Source organism: Sediminicola luteus (assembly GCF_002514735.1).
Lineage (GTDB): Bacteria > Bacteroidota > Bacteroidia > Flavobacteriales > Flavobacteriaceae > HQA918.
Genome location: NZ_KZ300477.1, coordinates 490,872 through 511,081 on the forward strand (window position 1 = coordinate 490,872; position 20,210 = coordinate 511,081).

At 39.6% G+C, this 20,210-nt stretch carries 11 protein-coding genes, 2 tRNA genes and 1 pseudogene; 12 read left to right on the forward strand and 2 right to left on the reverse strand.

Annotated elements, in window-relative coordinates:
• Nucleotides 1-2 precede the first annotated feature (2 nt).
• Complete coding sequence (locus B7P33_RS06790; RefSeq protein ID WP_097441211.1) at nucleotides 3-3,449, reverse strand: VIT domain-containing protein; 3,447 nt, start codon at nucleotides 3,447-3,449, stop codon at nucleotides 3-5.
• 814 nt (nucleotides 3,450-4,263) lie between these two features.
• Here B7P33_RS06790 and B7P33_RS06795 point away from each other — a divergent pair.
• The 8 genes and pseudogenes from B7P33_RS06795 to B7P33_RS06820 all read left to right on the forward strand — a co-directional run bounded on the left by B7P33_RS06795 (nucleotide 4,264) and on the right by B7P33_RS06820 (nucleotide 11,246).
• Nucleotides 4,264-5,604 carry a PcfJ domain-containing protein gene (locus B7P33_RS06795; protein ID WP_097441212.1) on the forward strand — a complete coding sequence of 447 codons (1,341 nt, stop codon included), beginning with the start codon at nucleotides 4,264-4,266 and terminating at the stop codon, nucleotides 5,602-5,604.
• 49 nt (nucleotides 5,605-5,653) lie between these two features.
• Nucleotides 5,654-7,045 (forward strand): RtcB family protein, encoded by a 1,392-nt coding sequence (locus B7P33_RS06800; protein WP_097441213.1) that lies wholly within the window; start codon nucleotides 5,654-5,656, stop codon nucleotides 7,043-7,045.
• A gap of 55 nt (nucleotides 7,046-7,100) precedes the next feature.
• On the forward strand, nucleotides 7,101-7,805 hold the full coding sequence (prfH, locus tag B7P33_RS06805) for a peptide chain release factor H (protein ID WP_097441214.1): 705 nt from the start codon (nucleotides 7,101-7,103) through the stop codon (nucleotides 7,803-7,805).
• Nucleotides 7,806-8,797: 992 nt separating this feature from the next.
• Nucleotides 8,798-8,917, forward strand: a pseudogene (locus B7P33_RS19820) (hypothetical protein); the annotation flags it as partial.
• Nucleotides 8,918-9,087: 170 nt separating this feature from the next.
• Nucleotides 9,088-9,237, forward strand: a complete 150-nt coding sequence (locus B7P33_RS19340) for a hypothetical protein (protein WP_172435874.1) — start codon at nucleotides 9,088-9,090, stop codon at nucleotides 9,235-9,237.
• 15 nt (nucleotides 9,238-9,252) lie between these two features.
• Nucleotides 9,253-9,338, forward strand: a tRNA-Tyr gene (locus B7P33_RS06815).
• 14 nt (nucleotides 9,339-9,352) lie between these two features.
• Nucleotides 9,353-9,439: transfer RNA gene (locus B7P33_RS19345), tRNA-Ser, on the forward strand.
• A gap of 706 nt (nucleotides 9,440-10,145) precedes the next feature.
• Nucleotides 10,146-11,246 (forward strand): slipin family protein, encoded by a 1,101-nt coding sequence (locus B7P33_RS06820; protein WP_097441215.1) that lies wholly within the window; start codon nucleotides 10,146-10,148, stop codon nucleotides 11,244-11,246.
• Between the two features lie 470 nt (nucleotides 11,247-11,716).
• On the opposite strand, the gene B7P33_RS06825 is transcribed toward B7P33_RS06820, so the two are convergent.
• On the reverse strand, nucleotides 11,717-11,929 hold the full coding sequence (locus B7P33_RS06825) for a helix-turn-helix domain-containing protein (RefSeq protein ID WP_097441255.1): 213 nt from the start codon (nucleotides 11,927-11,929) through the stop codon (nucleotides 11,717-11,719).
• Between the two features lie 121 nt (nucleotides 11,930-12,050).
• On the opposite strand from B7P33_RS06825, the gene B7P33_RS06830 reads away from it, so the two are divergent.
• The 4 genes from B7P33_RS06830 (at nucleotide 12,051) to cas1 (ending at nucleotide 20,193) form a co-directional block, all read left to right on the forward strand.
• Entirely contained in the window at nucleotides 12,051-13,283 is a 1,233-nt protein-coding gene (locus B7P33_RS06830) for a hypothetical protein (protein ID WP_097441216.1), read from the forward strand.
• A 44-nt stretch (nucleotides 13,284-13,327) separates the two neighbouring features.
• Nucleotides 13,328-13,675 (forward strand): hypothetical protein, encoded by a 348-nt coding sequence (locus B7P33_RS06835; RefSeq protein WP_097441217.1) that lies wholly within the window; start codon nucleotides 13,328-13,330, stop codon nucleotides 13,673-13,675.
• 999 nt (nucleotides 13,676-14,674) lie between these two features.
• Nucleotides 14,675-19,297: a type II CRISPR RNA-guided endonuclease Cas9 gene (cas9, locus tag B7P33_RS06840; RefSeq protein ID WP_097441218.1), complete on the forward strand. Its 4,623-nt coding sequence runs from the start codon at nucleotides 14,675-14,677 to the stop codon at nucleotides 19,295-19,297.
• On the forward strand, nucleotides 19,294-20,193 hold the full coding sequence (cas1, locus tag B7P33_RS06845; protein ID WP_097441219.1) for a type II CRISPR-associated endonuclease Cas1: 900 nt from the start codon (nucleotides 19,294-19,296) through the stop codon (nucleotides 20,191-20,193). The genes cas9 and cas1 overlap by 4 nt, the downstream gene beginning before the upstream one ends.
• Nucleotides 20,194-20,210 lie beyond the last annotated feature (17 nt).

Here is a 20,210-nt window from a genome sequence, read left to right on the forward strand (position 1 = left end):
CTTTAATATTTAATACTACCAACTTCAAGTTCATCTTCCTCTTTATCCAATCTTAATATTTTAATTTTTTTCTTTTCATTAGATTTTCCATAATCTGTAAAAATGGAAACCTTTAAAATTGTAGGTCCAGATATCTTTTGGATATTATCGGAATAGTAATCTGCAAGAATTCTATACTCTCCCTTATTAGCATTTTTCAGCATAAACTCTTCTGGCCCATATCCTTCGGTCATATCCTCCGAAATTCGACCACCAATCTTTGTTAAGTTGTTTTTATAATATGCTTTTTCTTTTGTAGGGTCAATAACCCAAAGATCAATATCGGTATCGTTATGGTTCCAGTCAATTACAATTCTTATATCAACAGGAATTTCTTTAAACTTATTTTTTATCTCCTTTCTAAGCTTTAGCCTTTTAGAATATTTGTTAACTAATCTTGATAATTCAATATAGGCGATTTGCTCAATTCCATTAAACCGCTCATCTTCGTCTTTAACCAATAATTGGCCTTCATATAAAAGATACAAAAGATCGAAACTCTCTTTAATTTTGCCCAGTTGTTCATAAACTAATGCCAAATCCCTATACGATTGTGGTTCCTCAGGTCGCAGTTCCAATACTTTTTCATAAACAATCGATGCCAATTCATACTCTTCAAAGTATTCTAGTTTATAAGCTAAGGCCTTCAAAAGTTCATGGTTATTCAATTCAACTTCCATTAAATTGGTTAGAATAGTAATAGCATAGTCAGTACTGCCCCTTTGATCAAAGAAATCAGATACATCCAAATAAAAAGAAGGGCTATTGGAATAATCGTTTCTTATATCTAAGTATTTTTTATAGGCCAATTCAATACTTTCTTGCTGTTCCAGAATTTGGATGTACGGTGTTTCTGGATTCCAAGATTTTAATTCAATCTTATCAGAAATCCTTCTGTTTAATTCTTCAATTTTTTCTTGTTTAACTTCCGAACCATTTTTTGTCGTAATGATTACAACCCCATTTGATGCTCTATTACCATAAAGCACAATTGCGTGCATAGCTTTTAATACTTGTATACCATTAATGTCCTCTGGTTTTAACTCCTGAATAGGATTACCCATAACTGGAACTCCATCAACTACATAAAGTGGACCATTTTCCCCTGTAATTGAACTATTCCCACTTTGTTTAACCGCATTCTTAGAACTAATATCCCCAGAATTCTGGGTTATCTGAATACCTGCCACATTTCCCTGCAATGATTCTGAAACAACTGTGCTAATAGAATACCCAACAGCTTTTCTTTCTCTTTGGATACCCATTGAAGTGACCACTACCTCTTCTAAAGCTTGAGAACTTTCTTCCAATACGATGGAAATTCTATTTGTTTCACTGATAACAAAACTAGCTGGCTTAAACCCAATGTATGAAAAGGTTAATTCATCTTCACTTTCAGCATTTATCAAAAAATTACCGTCAAAATCGGTTGTTGTACCATTGTCACTACCTTTTACAATTACATTTACTCCAGGGAGCGGCCTACTGTCGGCATCTAAAACAGTTCCCGAAACTATTCCCCGTGTAGAATCGACCGTAACAGTATTCCTAGTCGAAATCGTATTATTGGTCAACGGTCTTGTTTCCCCAGAAAGGTTACTATCATTTGGATTGTTAACGGATCTTGGTAAAGTGCTATGTACCGAACTATCTTTTTTGGGAGATTTCGTTTTCTTTATCGGATAATTAGTGTTATACCAATCCTGAACAACCCTATATTCATCTAATAAACTCTCCTTTCTAAATTTTAAGGCTTCACTTTTTTCAGCCTCCTCTTCCTCTAAATTTCCAATTAAATCTTTGTATTCCCCCTTTAACTCATTTGGCGGTTCAATACGATAACGGACATAATCTTCTATCCTATCTAATATCAACATAGAGGTGTAATCCGTAATCAAATGATATTCTTTTCCATGAGAGATTATGTGTTCCTTGTTCTCCTTTTTATCTAGATTTAAATAATTCAATTTTTGTTTTGCCCATAATCTTCTAACCAATTGATTATTCTGACTTTTTTGAATAGGCACCTTTACGCGCTCCGTAATTTTCCCTTGATAACCGAATAACAACTCCAACTCAGTGTTCTTTCTAAATCGTCCGCTTACAGAAAAATTTTCATGAACGTTAGTCCTTGTTTTGGGGTATAACTCAAAGACTGCCTTGTTAGAAACAACTCCTAAATACTGAAACGTTTCACTTTTAAGTGCTTTTACAGCTTCTTTATAAGGCATATTAACCATATTCACATAGCTACCACCCGAAGCTGTTGCAATGCTTTCTAACAACTCGTGATTTGCAGAAATACTTGAATTTATTGTATAAACCGCCTTTTTGTATATTTTGGGAAAATTTCCAAGATTACTTAGTCCATCGGAAAACAATAAAATCTCATCTGATTTAGAATGCCTACCCAATACGTTAAAGGAGGTTCCGCCATCGTACGTAATCTTTTCAATGGTATTTTTAAGTTGTTCCCAATCACCGTTTTTTATTCGAACAATGGTTCTTTCGAGTATCGAATTACTGAAAGAAATGAACTCAATCTCAACATCTCTTAGATATTCCAAATAGGCCCCCAATACTTCTAACTCTGATTTTAACTTTCTGGATTTCTGAGAGTAAGAAGCATCCCATAATAAAGTAATTCTTTTGGGTTTTGGTTTTAGTCTTGACTTGGTTTTAATCTTGTCTGTAATATGGAAGTAATCCCTATAGGTCATCAAACTGGAAGAATTGTTGAAACTGGGGATTTCAATAACTACTGGATTTTTTGGTTTATGGTTTACCAACTGTGTATCTGCCAGGAAAAAACCGTTTTTCTCTTTGAAAAAAAAGTTTTTATAAATCGAGTTTATTACCTTGGGCATGTCCTGACTTTTGTAAACCTCTATTTTAATTGAAAAAAAATCCAATGAATCCTTTAGTCCTAAAGGCAGTTCATAAATATGATTTTGGTCAAAAGTCGCTAACTCTTGCTCAAAGCTTAAAACTATGCGTTTATACTTTTTGGGTAGTATAGGATACACTCTTGCTTTGTAGTTGTTCCCTTCGGTCTTTTCCAAAAAGGCAGGATCAATATTTTGTCTCACAGTACTTTCAAAAGCTACACGTGCCAACTCTTTTTCTACCACCACCGCATTTCTTAGGGTTCCATTTACTTCCATTGCAAAATGAGATACTGCTTGCCCTTCGCCAAGAGGAAATTCTAATTCCCCTTCAAGGGTACGATCCAGCCCATTGTAAAACTGCATATCATAAGTAGTTCGAGCAAAATTCCCTACAATACTGACATCGATTTCCAATTTGGCTAGTTTCAGGGAAATTGAATCCTTTGTTTTAAGTTGAATAGGCTCCTGTGCTAAAACTTTAACAACAATAAAAAAGAGGAAAATGAAACTTTTCTTAGGCATAGAATGGTTGGTTTGGGTTGAGTAATATAAACTACAACTTGAAATTACTGATTAATTCTCTTTTCCAATAAAAATAATCGCATCTTTGCCCCTATCATAGAAAACCAAAAACGAAATACCCATGTTATATAGTTCAATTCACATATCACAGATTTTAGCCTTAGGCAGGTTTCATTTGGATGGGTAATTACGATAAAGCGTAAAGCGAACTAAAGCGTCCAAGAAATTGGGCGCTTTTTTTTCGCCCAGTAAGCCATACCGCAAAACCCTACAAAAAATGCCTATTGAAGTCTAAGCAAATAAACCTCAGTCCATTAGCAATAATGGTGGTTCTCCGTAAGCTAACGGACAGGGACTCTATTGTCTTGTTTTTAGCGTAATGAATTGATTTACAGCGTTTTATTTTTGTTTTTCATTTGCATACTTCCAAAAAGGGTCATAGGTTTGCACCGCAATTAAGCACCACAAAAAAGTATTAAAGCGAATGTTTGTATTACCATCACAATCAAAGAAGTATACCAGACTAGGTCTTGTTATACCTAAGCTTCGCGACTACTTCCATACTTTATAATCCATTTCTTAAGTATAGGGGAGTCCGAAGCCAAAACGTTTCGGGCTTTTTTTATCTAAAGTCCCACCGACAAGCATCATACTATTAAAATGATGCTAGGCGGGAAGCCCAATTTCCAAGTTATCGAAACCCGAATTTCCGGTTCCTGATCCAAGGGGTCGGCCTAATCGAATATGCCAAAATCTATGCGGATACAATCCCATGGCTTTACATAAATCAGCAACCGTGTAAAGAGCCGAAATCATGAAAACTTTAAGAACCCAAATAAAGACTAGGGAGAGTGCCTTTGTACAACTCGTTGAAGAACTCTATGCGGCAGACCATGCCGCGGTTAGGGCTTCGGGTACCATGACCGCTATGCTCCAAGAGTTCTTTTCAAAAACCAGCAAAACAAGTAACCCTTACCAAAGGGAGGTGTTTAGACAGCTTTTGCTGCATACCTACAACCAAAAATGTTATGCCCTTTTGCGTCAATACCTATATGTAAACGTATTGTATAACATCAGTTGTTTGGGGAACCATTTGGTTCGCGAAGTGGTGGAATGGAAAAATACCGAGATCGATGCCGAACATCAGGTACGTGCCCTGATCCGACACTGTTTTGCCACCTATGAGGTGCCCTTGTTTATGGAACGCGCCTTTTTTTCGGAGAATAGGATCCATATGCTGTGGTACGTACAATTGGGTAGGGGAAATAGCGTAAAAGGTCTTTCCCAATTTCCGGTGGAATTTACCCATAAAATGGCCCACATTTTTCGAAACGCTCCCGAAGGTTTGGGGGTTGGTCGAGCCATTCGGTTTGCCCAAGCCATGGGGTATGGCGCCTCTAAAGACACGGCCTTAGCCCTTTGCAATACCTTTTTGGGACAGTTTTTGGATGAAAATGAAGCTTTTTGGAGCGAGGTAATCCTTTTTTTTGCCAAAGAAGACAAACTAATCGCCCGCGAAATGTGCCTTATGCTTGACTATTTGGCCGAACACCCAACAACACGGCTAAAAGGCACTACATACCGTAGGCTGCATAAGCAAAGTAGGGCCTGGAAAAAGCAACGCAATCTCTTGGCCCAAAGTGGTGCGGACTGGCAGGGATCCGGTATTAGACCGCTGCAACACGAAACGGAGCTTGATGGTAGTCCCGTAACCTACCAGACCCTAGAGCTACAGCATGTTGCGGCCCTTTATGAAGAAGGGGATATTATGCAGCACTGTGTTGCCGAATACGAAGCGGAATGCAAAAGCGGTGAAAGCGCCATTTTCTCTTTGCAAAGGAAAGGCCAAAATGGAGAAACCAAGCGATTGGCCACGGTTGAAGTAGCCTTGCCCCAAAAGGAGCTGGTTCAGATCCAGGGTAGGTTTAACACCGACCCTACGGCCGAGACCCTAGCAATGATCGATCAATGGATGGTTCAATCGCAGCTACAATGGCCCGAAGACAGGACGATGGATGCGGCCTTAACCCACCCTTTGGAAGAAGGGGGCATAGAGAGGCCAATGGACACAAACGGAACCGGAGAAGCCTTGATCGCTATAATCAAGGTAGTTTTTTGGATCCTTTACTTCCTTTTCAGGATGTCACAAACATAAAAACGGAGATGGGTCATGAAAATGATCCATCTCCTAAAAATGAAATCAAATGGGAAAAAAATTAAGTGGAAAAGACCTGATAAAATTGGGCTTTCCTAAAAACAATAGTATCAACATAACCTTAGGTCAGATCAACCGCTATCATAAAAGAAAAAAGAAAAATCAAATACTAGCGGAAGCCAAGGAAGTTTTACTGAACCCAGCCCAATACAAAGAAGATGGTGTTTGGGGTAAAATTGCCGAAAGTTTACTTGATCCGGTGGTGGTAAAAAAGCAACAGCTAAACCCGGTTCGGGCACCTTTTCACATTTTTGGTGAAAACGAGATCGAGCCCCAAGCCATATACCAATTGTACGATGCACTGAAACTACCCGTTTCGGTTGCAGGGGCCTTAATGCCCGATGCACATAGTGGCTATGGCTTACCCATTGGAGGTGTTTTGGCCACCAAAAATGCCGTAATACCTTATGGGGTTGGGGTAGACATTGGGTGTCGGATGTGTTTAACGGTATATCCTATCCCAATCTCCTACCTGGAAGGTAAAAAACAGCAATGGTCCAACTTTTTGGCCGAACATACCAAATTCGGAATGCGGGAAACCCATGCCATAAAACATGACCACCCCATTTTCGAAAGGGAAGAATTCAAAACCATTCCTTTGGTAAAACGGCTAAAAGACAAAGCCTATAAACAGTTGGGCACCTCGGGTGGTGGCAACCATTTCGTAGAATTCGGTAAGGTGAGTATTACCGACACCCAAAACGAATGGGGCCTAGACCCGGGAGACTATGTAGGTATATTATCGCATAGTGGATCTCGGGGCTTAGGGGCACAAATTGCCAAACACTATACCTATTTGGCAAGCAAGCAATGTCCGCTACCCCAAAAAGTACAGCATTTGGCTTGGTTAGATCTAAACACCCACGATGGCCAAGAATATTGGTTAGCCATGAATTTAGCCGGCGATTATGCCAAAGCCTGTCATGACGATATACATGCCCGTTTGTCAAAACTAATCGGTTCTAAGCCACTGGTTACCATAGAAAACCATCACAATTTTGCTTGGAAACAAGAAGTGAACGGGCAAGAATGTATCGTGCACCGAAAAGGGGCTACCCCTGCTGCCAAAGGAGAATTGGGTATAATTCCGGGTTCCATGACGGCCCCGGGTTATATCGTTCACGGATTGGGTAATGAACGCTCGCTAAACTCGGCCTCACACGGGGCCGGCCGACTATTGTCGCGTAGAAAGTGTAAGGAAACCTTAACCCATAGTGCCTTTAAAAAACAACTCGAGGTGCATGGGGTAAGCTTAATCGGTGGCGGTATTGACGAGGCACCAATGGCCTATAAGGATATTACCAAAGTAATGGCCAACCAACAGAATCTAGTGGAGGTCATTGGCAGCTTTACACCCAAATTAGTCCGTATGGACCATTAAAACAGATGCCGGATGATGTTGATAGCAGCTTATCCGGCATCTTTATTTAAGAACAATGAAAACAAAAATCATACAAATTACCGCAGGCCGAGGCCCTGAGGAATGTTGTTGGGTAGTGGCCCAAGTCGTAAAACATTTTAATCAAAATCTAAAGGATGCCGGTATCACTGCACATCTTTTACATAGGGTTTCCGGCAATGAAAATGGAGCCTTACGATCGGTTACCCTTCAATTACAGGGGAATGAATTAGATACTTTTTTGAGTACATGGTTAGGTACCATACAATGGATAGGAAAATCGAACTATAGAAAATTCCACAAACGAAAGAATTGGTTTATTGGCATTTTCGAAATCGAAAGTAATCCGCCAATCCGATTAACCTTGGATCAAATAAGGTATCAAGCCATACGGAGTTCCGGTCCGGGTGGGCAACATGCCAACAAGGTAAGTTCGGCGGTGCGTGCCACCCACCTCAAAACCGGGCAAAGCGTTTTGGTATCGGACACCAGGTCACAACATCAAAACAAAAAAATAGCCCTGGAACGATTACAAAACAAGCTCAACCTGTACCAAAACGAAATGTTGAAAAGCCAGGCTCAAAATCAATGGGAGAACCATCTCGATCTAGCGCGGGGGAATCCGATCCGGGTTTTTACCGGAACCGATTTTAAGGCCATTAAAAAGAAAAAAAGCTATAAAGCAAAACGACGGCAACTTAAACATGAATTGCGTAGATCAAATGATCGGTATTCCGAATAACACGCATTAAAGGGGCCACTAACATAATAAATGACCCACAATTTGGAAAAACCCTGAAAATCAACCCATATTTGCACCTGAAATGAAAAATACTAGAGTACATAACAAACCTGGAGCACTGTTTAGTCAGTGTGACTATTGCCATTTAAAGGAATTATTATGGCGGAAGGGACGTAATGTGTCTAGTGTAAATGGGTTTATCTCTTGACTTAAAACCATCTTGACACAACATAAAAGCGTCCAATGAGAATTGGGCGCTTTTTTTATTGGCTCCGCCAAAAGGGTTTATTGCCTTAAGGCATACCTCGTGTCCTGATTTCGATAGCTAATGGAACTATCGGGATAGTACCGGGGTAGTTTACTGAAAATTCTAAATATATGAGTGAAATATAAAAATACATACTAAGGATAGTTGATACCGGAAACCATTGTACATCAATCGATTGCAAACGGGTCGGGAATCTGCATAAAGCGGACCGCCCCACTATGGTCTAAATTCAACTTAAATATCTGATTTTCAGTATTTTATATTCGTTTTTTCTTGTATAATTAAAAATAGGTTTCATATTTGCACCGTCGAAAACGAACAGAAGTTATCCCTATGATAACTTCATTCAAGTAAAGACAAAAACGAAAACCAATCCCTATGCTGGCCTGCCTATCGGCCACTTAGGAATATTGAAAAATTAAAAACGAAGCGATGCTATTATTCAGTAGTTATTTTAAAAGCCAATTGATCGAAAGCGGGTCAATAGCTATGCTTCGGTTCTTTCCATAAAGGGCTACACCTTTACTAAAGATCCGAAGCACCAAAACCAAGTGTTTCGGATTTTTTTGTTTCCCCTAGGGGTTCTCCTTAAAAAATCCAACAAAACCACATGCTGGGCCATTTGCCTGTTGGCATGTACAAGAAGAATGTAATGGAAAGAACAAATTATAATAGGTATGTATTCAAGGCTTTGGAAGCCTATCCGTATGAATTGGCAGAAACCATGGAAGCCTTGAACTATGCCCTTTCTTACGATACCGACAACGTAAAGGCGCTATGTTTCATGGGCAAGGTTTATGCAGAGCAGTTAGGCGATTACGAAATGGCCAAAAGCTATTTTGAACAAGCTTTGGAAAACGGACTTGAGATGCCCTATATCTATCCGGACTATATCGCTACCCTGATATTGAACGAAGATTTGATAGAGGCCCAAAAAGTATTGGAATACGCCCGAAAGGTAAAAGGTAGCAATAAGGCGGTATTGTACAATTTGCAGAGTTGGCTATTCGAGCAATGGCGCCAATACAAAATGGCGATAAAGGCCATGGAGCAGGTAAAAGTGCACGCTACAATGCCGATTACCAAGACTATGCCGAGCGGGAAATTGTCCGTATTAAGAAGAAGTTGCCCAAAAAGGGCAAGAAGGGGAAAAACCGCCCCTAATTGGGGCGGTATTATGGGTGTGCACCGAAGTTGGAGGGTCGGGGCGGACTGTAAATCCGTTGTCTTAGACCGAGTAGGTTCGAATCTTACCACTCCCACCATAACATTTTACCCAGGAGGGTAGGCAAATAGTGGTTGGTTGCGCCCGCCTGCTAAGCGGGTCTATCGAAAGGTAGTGAAGGTTCGATTCCTTTACCCTCCGCATATTAAAATATCAAGCTGGTCTTGTTGGGTGTTTCGGTATGGCACCATTGTATGGTTTCCTGCCCTAGGGTATCGGATTTCTATATACAACTAGACTTGAAGGTTTAGGTCTTTTTCCAAAAAAAGGTCGAGGATCTATGGGTCGTGGGTTTCCTGCCCGTCCGGCAGGCGGGGAATCCCACTCTTGCTTTGGCAAGGTAGCTTAGTGGTTAGAGCAATAGATGTAGTTGTTACGGGTTCGAGTCCCGTTCCCAGTTCTGGGATAGCTCAATAGGTAGAGCACTACCCTTTTACGGTAGGATATGGACTTAAAATCCATTTTCCCAAGCCGACCATCTTGTAAACCTGGTCACCAACGCCCCCAGGGGCAAAACATGATAAGAAACCGTAGTTCCATTTCGGTGGTTTTCTTCCAATCGCAGAAAACGACAGTCTTGAAACTACCTTGAAATATTGAACTTTTGATGTAACGGAGCATTTCGTGGCCCGTCATCCCTCCTTTTGGAAAACTGATCCATATGTTATCAGCGACCCTTGAGGAAGCATGGCTCAACACGGATGCCAACTAGACGCAAAAACCTGTATTTCCGTATCGGATAGATGATATGCAACCACGGTTTCTTTTGTATGGAAAGTAATTAGATTAATGAATAAAGTGTAACCCGTTCGTCCGTAAAACAAAGGACGGACACAAATTTTATGTGATGAAAAGAGTACGGATCAACGCCGGAAAAGTAGGATTGGTCTTTAAAAATGGTGATTACCGAAAGGTACTTACCCAAGGGAACCATTGGGTAGGTCTTGGCGCCATAGTCCATACCTACGATATGACCATATCCTTTACCCCTCCAATCGCCTTGGATATACTATTGGAGGATGAACGATTGTTTAATATGTTGCACCTTATTGAGGTAAAAGATGGCGAAATCTGTTTGGTCTCCACCAACGGAAAACTACGTCATTTACTTACCGCTTCTAGATATGCCTTCTGGAAAGGTCTATTGGATTTCGATTTCGTAAAGCTTAATCTAAATGAGCTCGAAGTACCAAAGTCCATCGATAAGGCGCTATTGGCACACGTTTCTTTGCGCCCTTACATACGTACTTTTGAGGTTGCCGCCTTTGAAAAAGGGGTACTCTTGGTAGATGATGTTTATGTAAAAACACTTGATAGTGGTACCTACCATTTTTGGAAAAACAATACCACCATTAAAGTGCTCAAGGTAGACATGCGTCAACTACAATTGGAGATCTCGGGTCAGGAATTGTTGACCAAAGACAAGGCCGCTATCCGTATCAACTTCTATACACAGTATAAAGTAATTGATATAGAACGGGCCCTTTTGGACAACAAAGACTATGAAAAACAGTTGTACATCGCCATGCAATTGGTTTTGAGGGCCTATATTGGCACCTATACCCTAGATGAGCTTTTAGAGCGAAAGGAAAGCATTGCGGAAGCCGTTTTTTCAGATATCGAAACCACAGCAACCCAATTGGGAGTTAGGGTATTGAACTGTGGTATCCGAGATGTGATCCTAACTGGGGAAATGAAAGATATCATGAACCAGGTGTTGGTGGCCCAAAAACGGGCCCAGGCCAACATTATTACCCGTAGGGAAGAAACCGCCTCTACCCGAAGTTTGTTGAACACCGCCAAACTGATGGAAGAGAACGCCATGCTCTATACCCTAAAGGAGATGGAATACGTAGAAAAGATCGCCGATAAGATCGGTGAGATCTCCGTCTCCGGCAACGGGGGTTTGGTAAAACAGCTAAAAGAAATTTTCGCTGTATCCAAATAGGGTATAATCCTGCTAGATGGGGGTCGGGACACTTACTTCTTAAGAAGTGAGGGTCTCGGCCTTTTTTTTTGGCGTTACATCGATTTTGAAGCAAAGAAAAGCCCCGGCGTTTGCCGGGGCTTTTTGTGGTCCCACTTGGGCTCGAACCATAAATATATTTGCCTGATTTAGTGCGTGTTACAGGCGATAGATTTTAACTACTCACCGAATAATACACCAAAAACAATACAGGGTTGAAAATGAACGTATTAGATATCAAATATCGTGAAAAAAAAATAAACCCAGCTTCTCGCCTCTCTTCCTAATAATTAAGGGTCAACCTTCTTATAGAATCTACTACAAATTGCGACCTATTAATCAACTGAATGTAAGCGAGCGAAACATAGTTTCGTGCTGCAAGCGTCCCAAATCTTACCAAAGACTAATACTACTGCGCGAGGCAATACATAATACACTATTGGAACCTTCGGCTAAGGTAACCCCCTACCTTTGAAAATTTCCTTCAAGACCTCACATGGGTCTACACCAATGGCCAAGGAAATCAAATACAGCTCCTCCGCCCTCAAATGCGTCCTTGGATTGGCACTCAGTTGACTGATCCTGGATTTACTGATCCTGGTCCTTCTGGCCACCTCGGCCTTGTTTATGGATCTCTTGGCAAGATACAATCCTAGTTCGGTCATTTTGAAAGTATAATATTTGTATACATAAATATAGTTTTTAAACACGTTCATGTTAATTATCTACACCAATCAGCTGATTTTGAATATTTTTTCTATACTTTTGTGTAGAATATCTACACATATGAATAGGATCAATCACCATATGGGCTTTCCACTACCGGGTTATTATAGGGCCCATGGTAACGCCGTCCACTGGGCCACACCATCCGAAATACAACAACTCACGGGACTACGAAGACTCGATAGGATATTCACAAGGACAGTCACAATGAAAACAGGTACCCGAACGACCGAATTGCTCCTTATCATGGATACGGACATCAGGGACATTGCCGAACGGGTAATACCACAAATACGGGATATCCTCAATGATAATGGTCAGGTATCCTTTAATGTCCTTTCCTCTTCCTATGTAAAGGAACAACTAAGGGAGGGCAATCTATACCTTTTACATAATTGCCTACCAGAACAACTATTCTATCGTAATGAAAGTAATGATCACCGTTGGGAATATCCCACTATAGGGAAAGCCATCCTTTCAAAGGAGGTCGTCAAAACGTTCGAGCATGAAATGAACAAAATAACCGCTTACAAAAAAGGCGCGGTCTTTTTCCAGAGGAACCAGTTATTGGATCAAGCCGTCTTTATGGCCCATCAATCCTTCGAACAGGGCTACCGCTTATTGGAACATCTGGTTTTTGGGAAGATCAAAGTCTGCCACAGCATCGAAAAACACCAAGCCTACGTCCAACGGAAGATGCCTAACCTAAAAGGGACCTTCGACATCAAGGACAAATGGGAATACGCCCTTTTAAGGACACTTGACAGCTCATACTCGGACTCCCGGTATTCCAAAGGCCTTAGGACCAACCTAGGGGAACTGGATACGATACTCCAAAAACTAAGGGTGTTCATAGAAGAGATCAAAGGAAACTTCGACAGTGCCTTGACGGCATTTATGGGCAATGAAAGGGGGCAGGGAAAAAGTAACACAAAAACCAACATGGATATGGAGACGAAAAACAAAAACGAGGACACAGATCGGTTATTGGAACAAATCCAAAAAATGACCCAAGATGACTTTGTACTTTTAAAACCTATTGGAGGTAAGGTACGGGGGTCTTATCTGAACGAGGCCTATGTATATGGCTATAAGCAATTGTTCGATATCCTTCGTTCCACTTTGAACGTCTGCATCCTGGCATTGGACGAACAGATAGATCTAACCTTGGCCATAAAGAGAAAGGAATTCGACGTTCAGAAAGTCCTTGAATTCGCCAAGAACCTGATCCCAATGGAAGAGGGGGACTATCTGGACAAGATGCGGGAACTCCTACCGGACACAAAAGAATAGCTTGTTAACAAATCGGTACCGTATCGATTTAAACCAAACGACCTATGGGACATCCCAAAACCAATATCGAAAAAGCCCTAAGTACCTTAGAGGATATTGGAAAACTGGTATCCACACCAATTCCCCAGGCTACTGGACATGAAAACCACAACCTCCAGATCCCGATAACGGTCAGGGACAATTCCGAACTGTTGTATCTTATTTCGTCACTTTTAAAAACGGTGGTCGTGGCCAGTAGATCGACCGAAGGTCTTTACTCCCCTTCTTTGGAAAGCCACGGGACGGAAGCCCCTCTTACGACCGTTCTGGAATTGGCCATCCAATTACTCCCCGATCAACAAATGGAAAGCCTTGATCAAATCAAAAAACTACTTTTCGATCTTGAATTGTAACAATTCATAGTAGGCGGAATAGGGCGTAACGACCGTATTGTTACAATCCATAGGATTTTAAGGATACGCCCGACCCTTCCTAGACCTCCTGTTTTCAAGGGAAACTGGACAAAATCACACCAATATTGCCGCCTTGGCGCATTACCGTCTTGCTATTCCATTTATCGCAACATTCTAAACAAAAAAGACACTATAAAAAGGTTCCTTGCATGAAAATTAAACCCCTTTTGGTTCAAATGACGAAAAGAGAGAAATAAAGCATAGGAAATATCCTAGTTGGACTTTTTATTGTTTGAGTTTCATTGGTGTTTCTACAAAGAATATTAAACTCATCTTGCGATTATCAAAAGGCTAATATCATAAACCAATAGTGGGGGCTAGATAATACTGATGATTAAAATATCCATCATTCCAATATTTGAACGGTTTATTGGGCCCATTCACCATATTGGCAGTATTGGGTTTCTTTAAAACGATTACAGCCCTAGGTTTGGTTTTTTTGAAATATAGTCGTCCCCATTTCATGCTTAACATCTAAATACGCCGTACCGAATGGAAAATAAAGTCCATACCAAACCCAAAATGGATCTTGGTAAATATCCCTTCCCCAACGGTAAAACCTGAAATGATGTTTGTAAGTATCTTTTTAGCAAAGATATTGAGGCAAATATGCTTACAACAGTTAGGTAATAAATAAAAAACATGAAGAAAAACGATTTGTTTAGAAAAAGAAAAGCGACCCAGAAGGGCCGCTTTAAATGTTCTCACAACGGAATAATCCTTATTGTGAATTGCTTTCAGTAAGGGATAAAGATAAAAAAATAATAGAAGACAATCTTACAGAATTCCGTAGTTTTTACACGTTTTAGTTACGTATTTTTATAGGTCATAAGCCTATGGGCCAAACCATTCAATTGGTGTAAAAAACATTTCATTGAACAAACCAATACCCATTTATATAACAAAGTATCATTACCGTAGGGAACCAAATACTAGATCATGAAAAAAATATTGGGATTAGACCTTGGCACCAACTCCATTGGGTGGGCATTGGTTAAAAACAACTTTGATAAAAAAGAAGGGAAAATTATTGATAGCGGTGTGCGGATTATCCCTATGGACAAAGGCACAATGGACAGTTTTGGTTCTGGGCAATCCATTTCCCAAACGGCCGACAGAACCGGTTACCGAGGAACGAGGAGACTCTACCAAAGAAGTAACCTGAGAAGAGAACGCCTGCACCGGATACTTAATATATTGGGCTTTTTACCCGAACATTATGCCGATAGTATAGATTTTGAAAAGTATTTAGGGCAGTTTAAGAAAGGGCAAGAAATAAAACTTAATTACAAACCTAATCCTGTCGGTAATGACGAATTTGTTTTTCAAGATTCCTTTTTAGAAATGGTAACCGAGTTTAAGAAAGAACAACCTACCCTATTTTACCAAAAAGAAAACGGAGAAGAAACCAAAATTCCTTGCGACTGGACTATTTATTATCTACGTAAAAAGGCGTTAACGCAAGAAATAGAAAAAAAAGAACTCGCTTGGTTATTACTTAATTTTAATCATAAACGAGGGTACTATCAACTGCGAGGCGAAGAGGAAGAAAACACAAGCAAATTAGAAGAATTTTACGCCTTAAAAATAGTTAATATTGAAGCGACCGAAGATAAAAATTCCAAAGGAACTTGGTACAATGTGAACTTAGAAAACGGATTTATTTATAGAAGACAAAGCAAAGAATCCCTTGAAAACTGGGTTGGAAAAACCAAAGAGTTTATTGTAACAACCCTATTAGAAAAAAATGGAGAAGTAAAACTGGATAAAGAGGGAAACCCTAAAAGAAGTTTTAGAGCGGTTGATTCAGAGAAAGACTGGATTGCCATTAAAAAGAAAACGGAAAACGACATCTACAACTCCAACAAAACTGTTGGCAGCTTTATCTACGATACCTTATTACAAAACCCAACTCAAAAAATAAACGGTAAGTTAGTAAAAACCATTGAACGGAAGTTTTATAAAGAGGAATTGCAACAAATTCTTGAAACACAAATAAAACACCACCCTGAGTTAAGAGACAAAAACCTCTACGAAAAGTGTGTTCAGGAGCTTTACCCAAGAAATGAGGCACACCAAAACAACATCTTGAACAAAGATGAAAATGAAATGTTTCGCTACTTGTTTATGGACGATATTATCTTTTACCAGCGTCCGTTAAAAAGCAAAAAATCAACTCTTTCTACGTGTCCCTTTGAAACGAGAACCTTTATAAAAGACAACGAAAAGGTAGAGCAAGGTTTAAAAGTCATATCCAAATCAAATCCGTATTACATCGAGTTCAGGCTTTGGCAGTTTATCCATAACCTAAAAATCTATAAAATTGAAGATGAAAAAGATATCGATGTTACCCAACAACTTTTGGAAAACGAAAATGACATTACCGATCTGTTCGACTTTTTGAACGATAAAAAAGAAGTAGAGCAAAAGCATGTTATCAGTTATTTTCCTGCTTTAAAAAAGTTGACCAAAAAAGAAAAAGAAGCTTACCGCTGGAATTATGTTGAGGACAAAAAATATCCTATAAACCTAACCCGAAATCAGCTTCTGAATAGGCTAAACAAAGTTGAAAACCTTGACCTTTCTCAATTTTTGAACAAAGATATTGAACTACAACTTTGGCATATCATCTATTCTGTAAAGGATAAAAATGAGTTTGAAACCGCATTGGGCACCTTTGCTAAAAAGCACCAATTAGACCAAACAAGTTTTAAAGAAGCATTTAAGAAGCATCCGCCCTATGCTTCGGATTATGGTGCATATTCCGAAAAAGCGATTAAGAAATTATTACCACTAATGCGGAGGGGTAAATATTGGTCGGAAAATGCCATTGCCGATACAACCAAACAATTTGTTGCCGACATCTATGAGCGAATCGCACATATAAAAGCCGAAACTATTGATGATGGGAAGTTAAACCAAGCCATTGCCTTAGTTGCTGATGATGCTATTCCCAAGCAGTTCATCAAAAGTTTCTTAAAACATAAATTAGATAATCCTTTAACAGGGCTGAATACTTATCAAGTTTGTTATGCGGTGTATCAACGCCACTCAGAACCCTCGGTTATAACCCAATGGAAAACACCCAAAGATATTAATGCTTATTTGGACAGCTTTAAGCAGCATAGTCTCAGAAACCCAATAGTAGAACAGGTTGTGCTAGAAACCTTACGAACGGTAAGGGATATTTGGAATTATCATTTAAAGCAAGACCCTAGTTTTAAATTCGATGAGATTCATTTGGAACTAGGTCGGGATATGAAAAACTCAGCAGATAAACGTAAAAGAATATCCGACCAACAAAACCAAAATGAAAATACCAATAACCGTATCAAACTTTTGTTGGAAGAAATGCAAAACGAGGGTGCTCGTTCTTTTTCGCCCAGTCATCAGGAAATTTTAAAGATTTACGAAGAAGGTATAGCTCAAAACCCTGAAGTTTCTTACAAGGATGTAAAAGAAGATGAAGTAGAAAAAATTCGTAAAAATGCAAAGCCATCTACAAGTGATATTAAAAAGTATAAGCTGTGGCTAGAACAAGGTTATATTTCTCCCTACACTGGCAAACCTATTTCATTAAGCAGATTATTTACCCATGAATATGAGATAGAACACATTATACCACAATCTCGTTATTTTGATGATTCTTTGAGCAATAAGATTGTTTGTGAAGCAGACATCAATAGAGATAAAAGCAATAAAACGGCCTATGAATACCTAAAAGCCAAAGGAGGGAGTATTGTTGAGGGGGCAAGGCTTTTAAGTCTTAGTGAATACGAAAGTCATTGCAATAAGTATTTTAAGAAAAACCGAACTAAACTGAGAAACCTGTTGAGCGAAGAAGTACCTGAAGGCTTTATCAACCGTCAATTAAACGATAGCCGATACATTAGTAAATTGGTAAAGGGGCTGCTGAGTAATATTGTGAGAGATATTGATGAAAAAGAATTGACTTCCAAACATTTAGTCCCAGTTTCCGGAGCCATTACCTCTAAACTAAAACAAGATTGGGGCTTACACGAACAATGGAACAAAATTATCCAGCCTCGATTTGAGCGATTAAATGAGTTAACCAACTCTAATGAATATGGCTATTTAGGCTATCAAAAAGATAAAGACGGAAAACCTGTTGGTAAACAGTTCTTCAGATTGGTCGCTCCACAAGGTGTTAGTAAAAAACGTATAGACCACCGCCACCATACCTTAGATGCCATGGTTATTGCTTGTTGTACAAGAAAGCATATCCAATACCTAAACTCATTAAGTAACGAAAAAGAAAAGTACAACCTCCAACCATCGTTAATGATAAAAAATGAACAAGGTGATTTTACCAAAATCTTTATTAAACCTTGGCAAAACTTTACCATAGATATACGAAGTGCTTTAGAAACTACTCCCATAAGTTTTAAGAAAAATACCCGGGTAATTACTAAAACCAACAATAAAACCTGGCAATGGGTAAAAGATGAAAATGGAAAATTAAAAAAGAAGCTAGTTGCCCAGACCAAAGGTGATAGCAGGGCAATTAGAAAACCTTTACACAAAGAGACCGTTTATGGCTTGGTTAAAATAAAGCAAAGGAAAAAGGGACTTGCCAGTTTGAAAAATTACCTCGAACAACCTGAATTGATTATCGAAAAATCGGTCAGAGAAAAAGTTAAAGCACTAAACAAGTTGTTTGATAAGGATAAAAAGAAAATCCTCAAGCACTTAAAAGATAACCCTATTCTACAGAAGGGTAGCATTGTAGATAAGATTAAAGTTTGGGAATGGACAAGCAATGCTACGGCCTCAAGAGTGAAATTGTCCGATAAGTTTACCCGTAAACAATTAGAATCGATTACTGATAGTGGCATTCAAATAATTTTAGAGAACCACATAAAAAACTACCTTGACGAAAAAGATAAAGAGCGATTTGATCTGGCTTTTAATCCCGAAGGAGTTGAACAACTAAACAAAAATATTGTTCAACTCAATAATGGCAAAAAACACCACCCCATTTATTCGGTTAGGGTTTATGAAGAGGGTAGCCGATTTGGGGTTTCAAAAGATGAAAGAAATAAAAACAAAACCAAGAAATATGTAGAAGCAGCCAAAAGCACCAACCTATTCTTTGCCATTTATTGGAATGAAGAAAAACAAGAGCGTGTGTATGAAACCATACCTTTAAATGATGTAATAGAATGGCAAAAAGCACGTGCCAAAAACAAAACCTTTGATGAGCCTATGATTCCAATAAACGCAGAAAAAGGCCGGTTTTTATTCTCGCTATCCCCTAACGATTTGGTGTACGTACCCACCGAGGCGGAACAGGAAAATCCTAATTCGGTCGATTTTACCAACCCAAATAAAGAGCAGATGGGCAGGGTCTATAAGATGGTCAGTTCAAGCGGAAATCAGTGTTTCTTTATACAACATCAAGTTTCGGGAATGATAGAAAGTAAAAAAGAGTTTTCTGCGCTTAATAAAATGGAAAAATCAATAAAAAATATTATGATAAAATCCATTTGCTGGAAACTAAAAGTGGATCGGTTGGGGCATATTGAAAGCATGGTAAAATGATTAAACGCACCCTGTTTTTCGGCAACCCCGCCTACTTGAGCACCCGTAACGAGCAATTGGTGGTACGCTACCCCAATGACGAGATGCCCGAAAAAACCATACCTATAGAAGATTTGGGTTTTGTAGTACTCGAGAATCCCCAAATAACCCTTACCCATGGCTTGCTCATGAAGCTGGTACAGAATAAAACGGCCGTTATTACCTGTGACCGGCAACATTTGCCCTGTGGTTATTTACAGCCTCTTGTGGGCCATAGCGAACAGACCGAACGTATGCGTTACCAACTCAATGCCAGTCAGCCCCTTAAAAAACAACTGTGGCAGCAAACCGTAATGGCCAAAATAGAAAACCAGGCCCAACATTTACTCCTAAGGCAAAAAAACGCCCTAAAACTAAAACGTTGGGCCAAAGTGGTAAAGAGTGGCGATGCCGAAAACCACGAGGCCATCGCGGCTGCTTATTATTTTCAGCATTTGTTTAACGGTATCGAAGATTTTTCGCGAAACCAAAAAGGGGTGGCACCCAACCAACTGCTCAATTATGGTTATGCCATCTTACGGGCGGTCTGTGCCCGTGCCCTATGTGGTAGTGGACTTTTACCTTCTGTAGGTATTTTCCATCGTAACAAATACAATGCCTTTTGTTTGGCCGACGATATTATGGAACCCTACCGTCCCTTTGTAGATTTTTTGGTATACGATATCGCGGCCAGTGGTTGTACCCTAGAGCCCATGAATACCCGACTGAAATCGGAATTGTTGCGCTTACCGGCCCTAGATGTGTACATAGATGGCAAACAAAGCCCGCTTATGGTGGCTATGAGCCGTACCACCAATAGCGTATTCGATTGTTTTTTAGGAAGTTCCCGCAAAATATTATATCCCGAAATACGTTAAATTAATGCGCAATAACC

Coding starts and splice junctions, on each gene's coding strand:
- B7P33_RS06790 (WP_097441211.1), bottom strand. CDS start 3,449: ATGCCTAAGAAAAGTTTCATTTTCCTCTTTTTTATTGTTGTTAAAGTT.
- B7P33_RS06795 (WP_097441212.1), top strand. CDS start 4,264: ATGAAAACTTTAAGAACCCAAATAAAGACTAGGGAGAGTGCCTTTGTA.
- B7P33_RS06800 (WP_097441213.1), top strand. CDS start 5,654: ATGGGAAAAAAATTAAGTGGAAAAGACCTGATAAAATTGGGCTTTCCT.
- prfH (WP_097441214.1), top strand. CDS start 7,101: ATGAAAACAAAAATCATACAAATTACCGCAGGCCGAGGCCCTGAGGAA.
- B7P33_RS19340 (WP_172435874.1), top strand. CDS start 9,088: ATGGCGCCAATACAAAATGGCGATAAAGGCCATGGAGCAGGTAAAAGT.
- B7P33_RS06820 (WP_097441215.1), top strand. CDS start 10,146: ATGAAAAGAGTACGGATCAACGCCGGAAAAGTAGGATTGGTCTTTAAA.
- B7P33_RS06825 (WP_097441255.1), bottom strand. CDS start 11,929: ATGACCGAACTAGGATTGTATCTTGCCAAGAGATCCATAAACAAGGCC.
- B7P33_RS06830 (WP_097441216.1), top strand. CDS start 12,051: ATGAATAGGATCAATCACCATATGGGCTTTCCACTACCGGGTTATTAT.
- B7P33_RS06835 (WP_097441217.1), top strand. CDS start 13,328: ATGGGACATCCCAAAACCAATATCGAAAAAGCCCTAAGTACCTTAGAG.
- cas9 (WP_097441218.1), top strand. CDS start 14,675: ATGAAAAAAATATTGGGATTAGACCTTGGCACCAACTCCATTGGGTGG.
- cas1 (WP_097441219.1), top strand. CDS start 19,294: ATGATTAAACGCACCCTGTTTTTCGGCAACCCCGCCTACTTGAGCACC.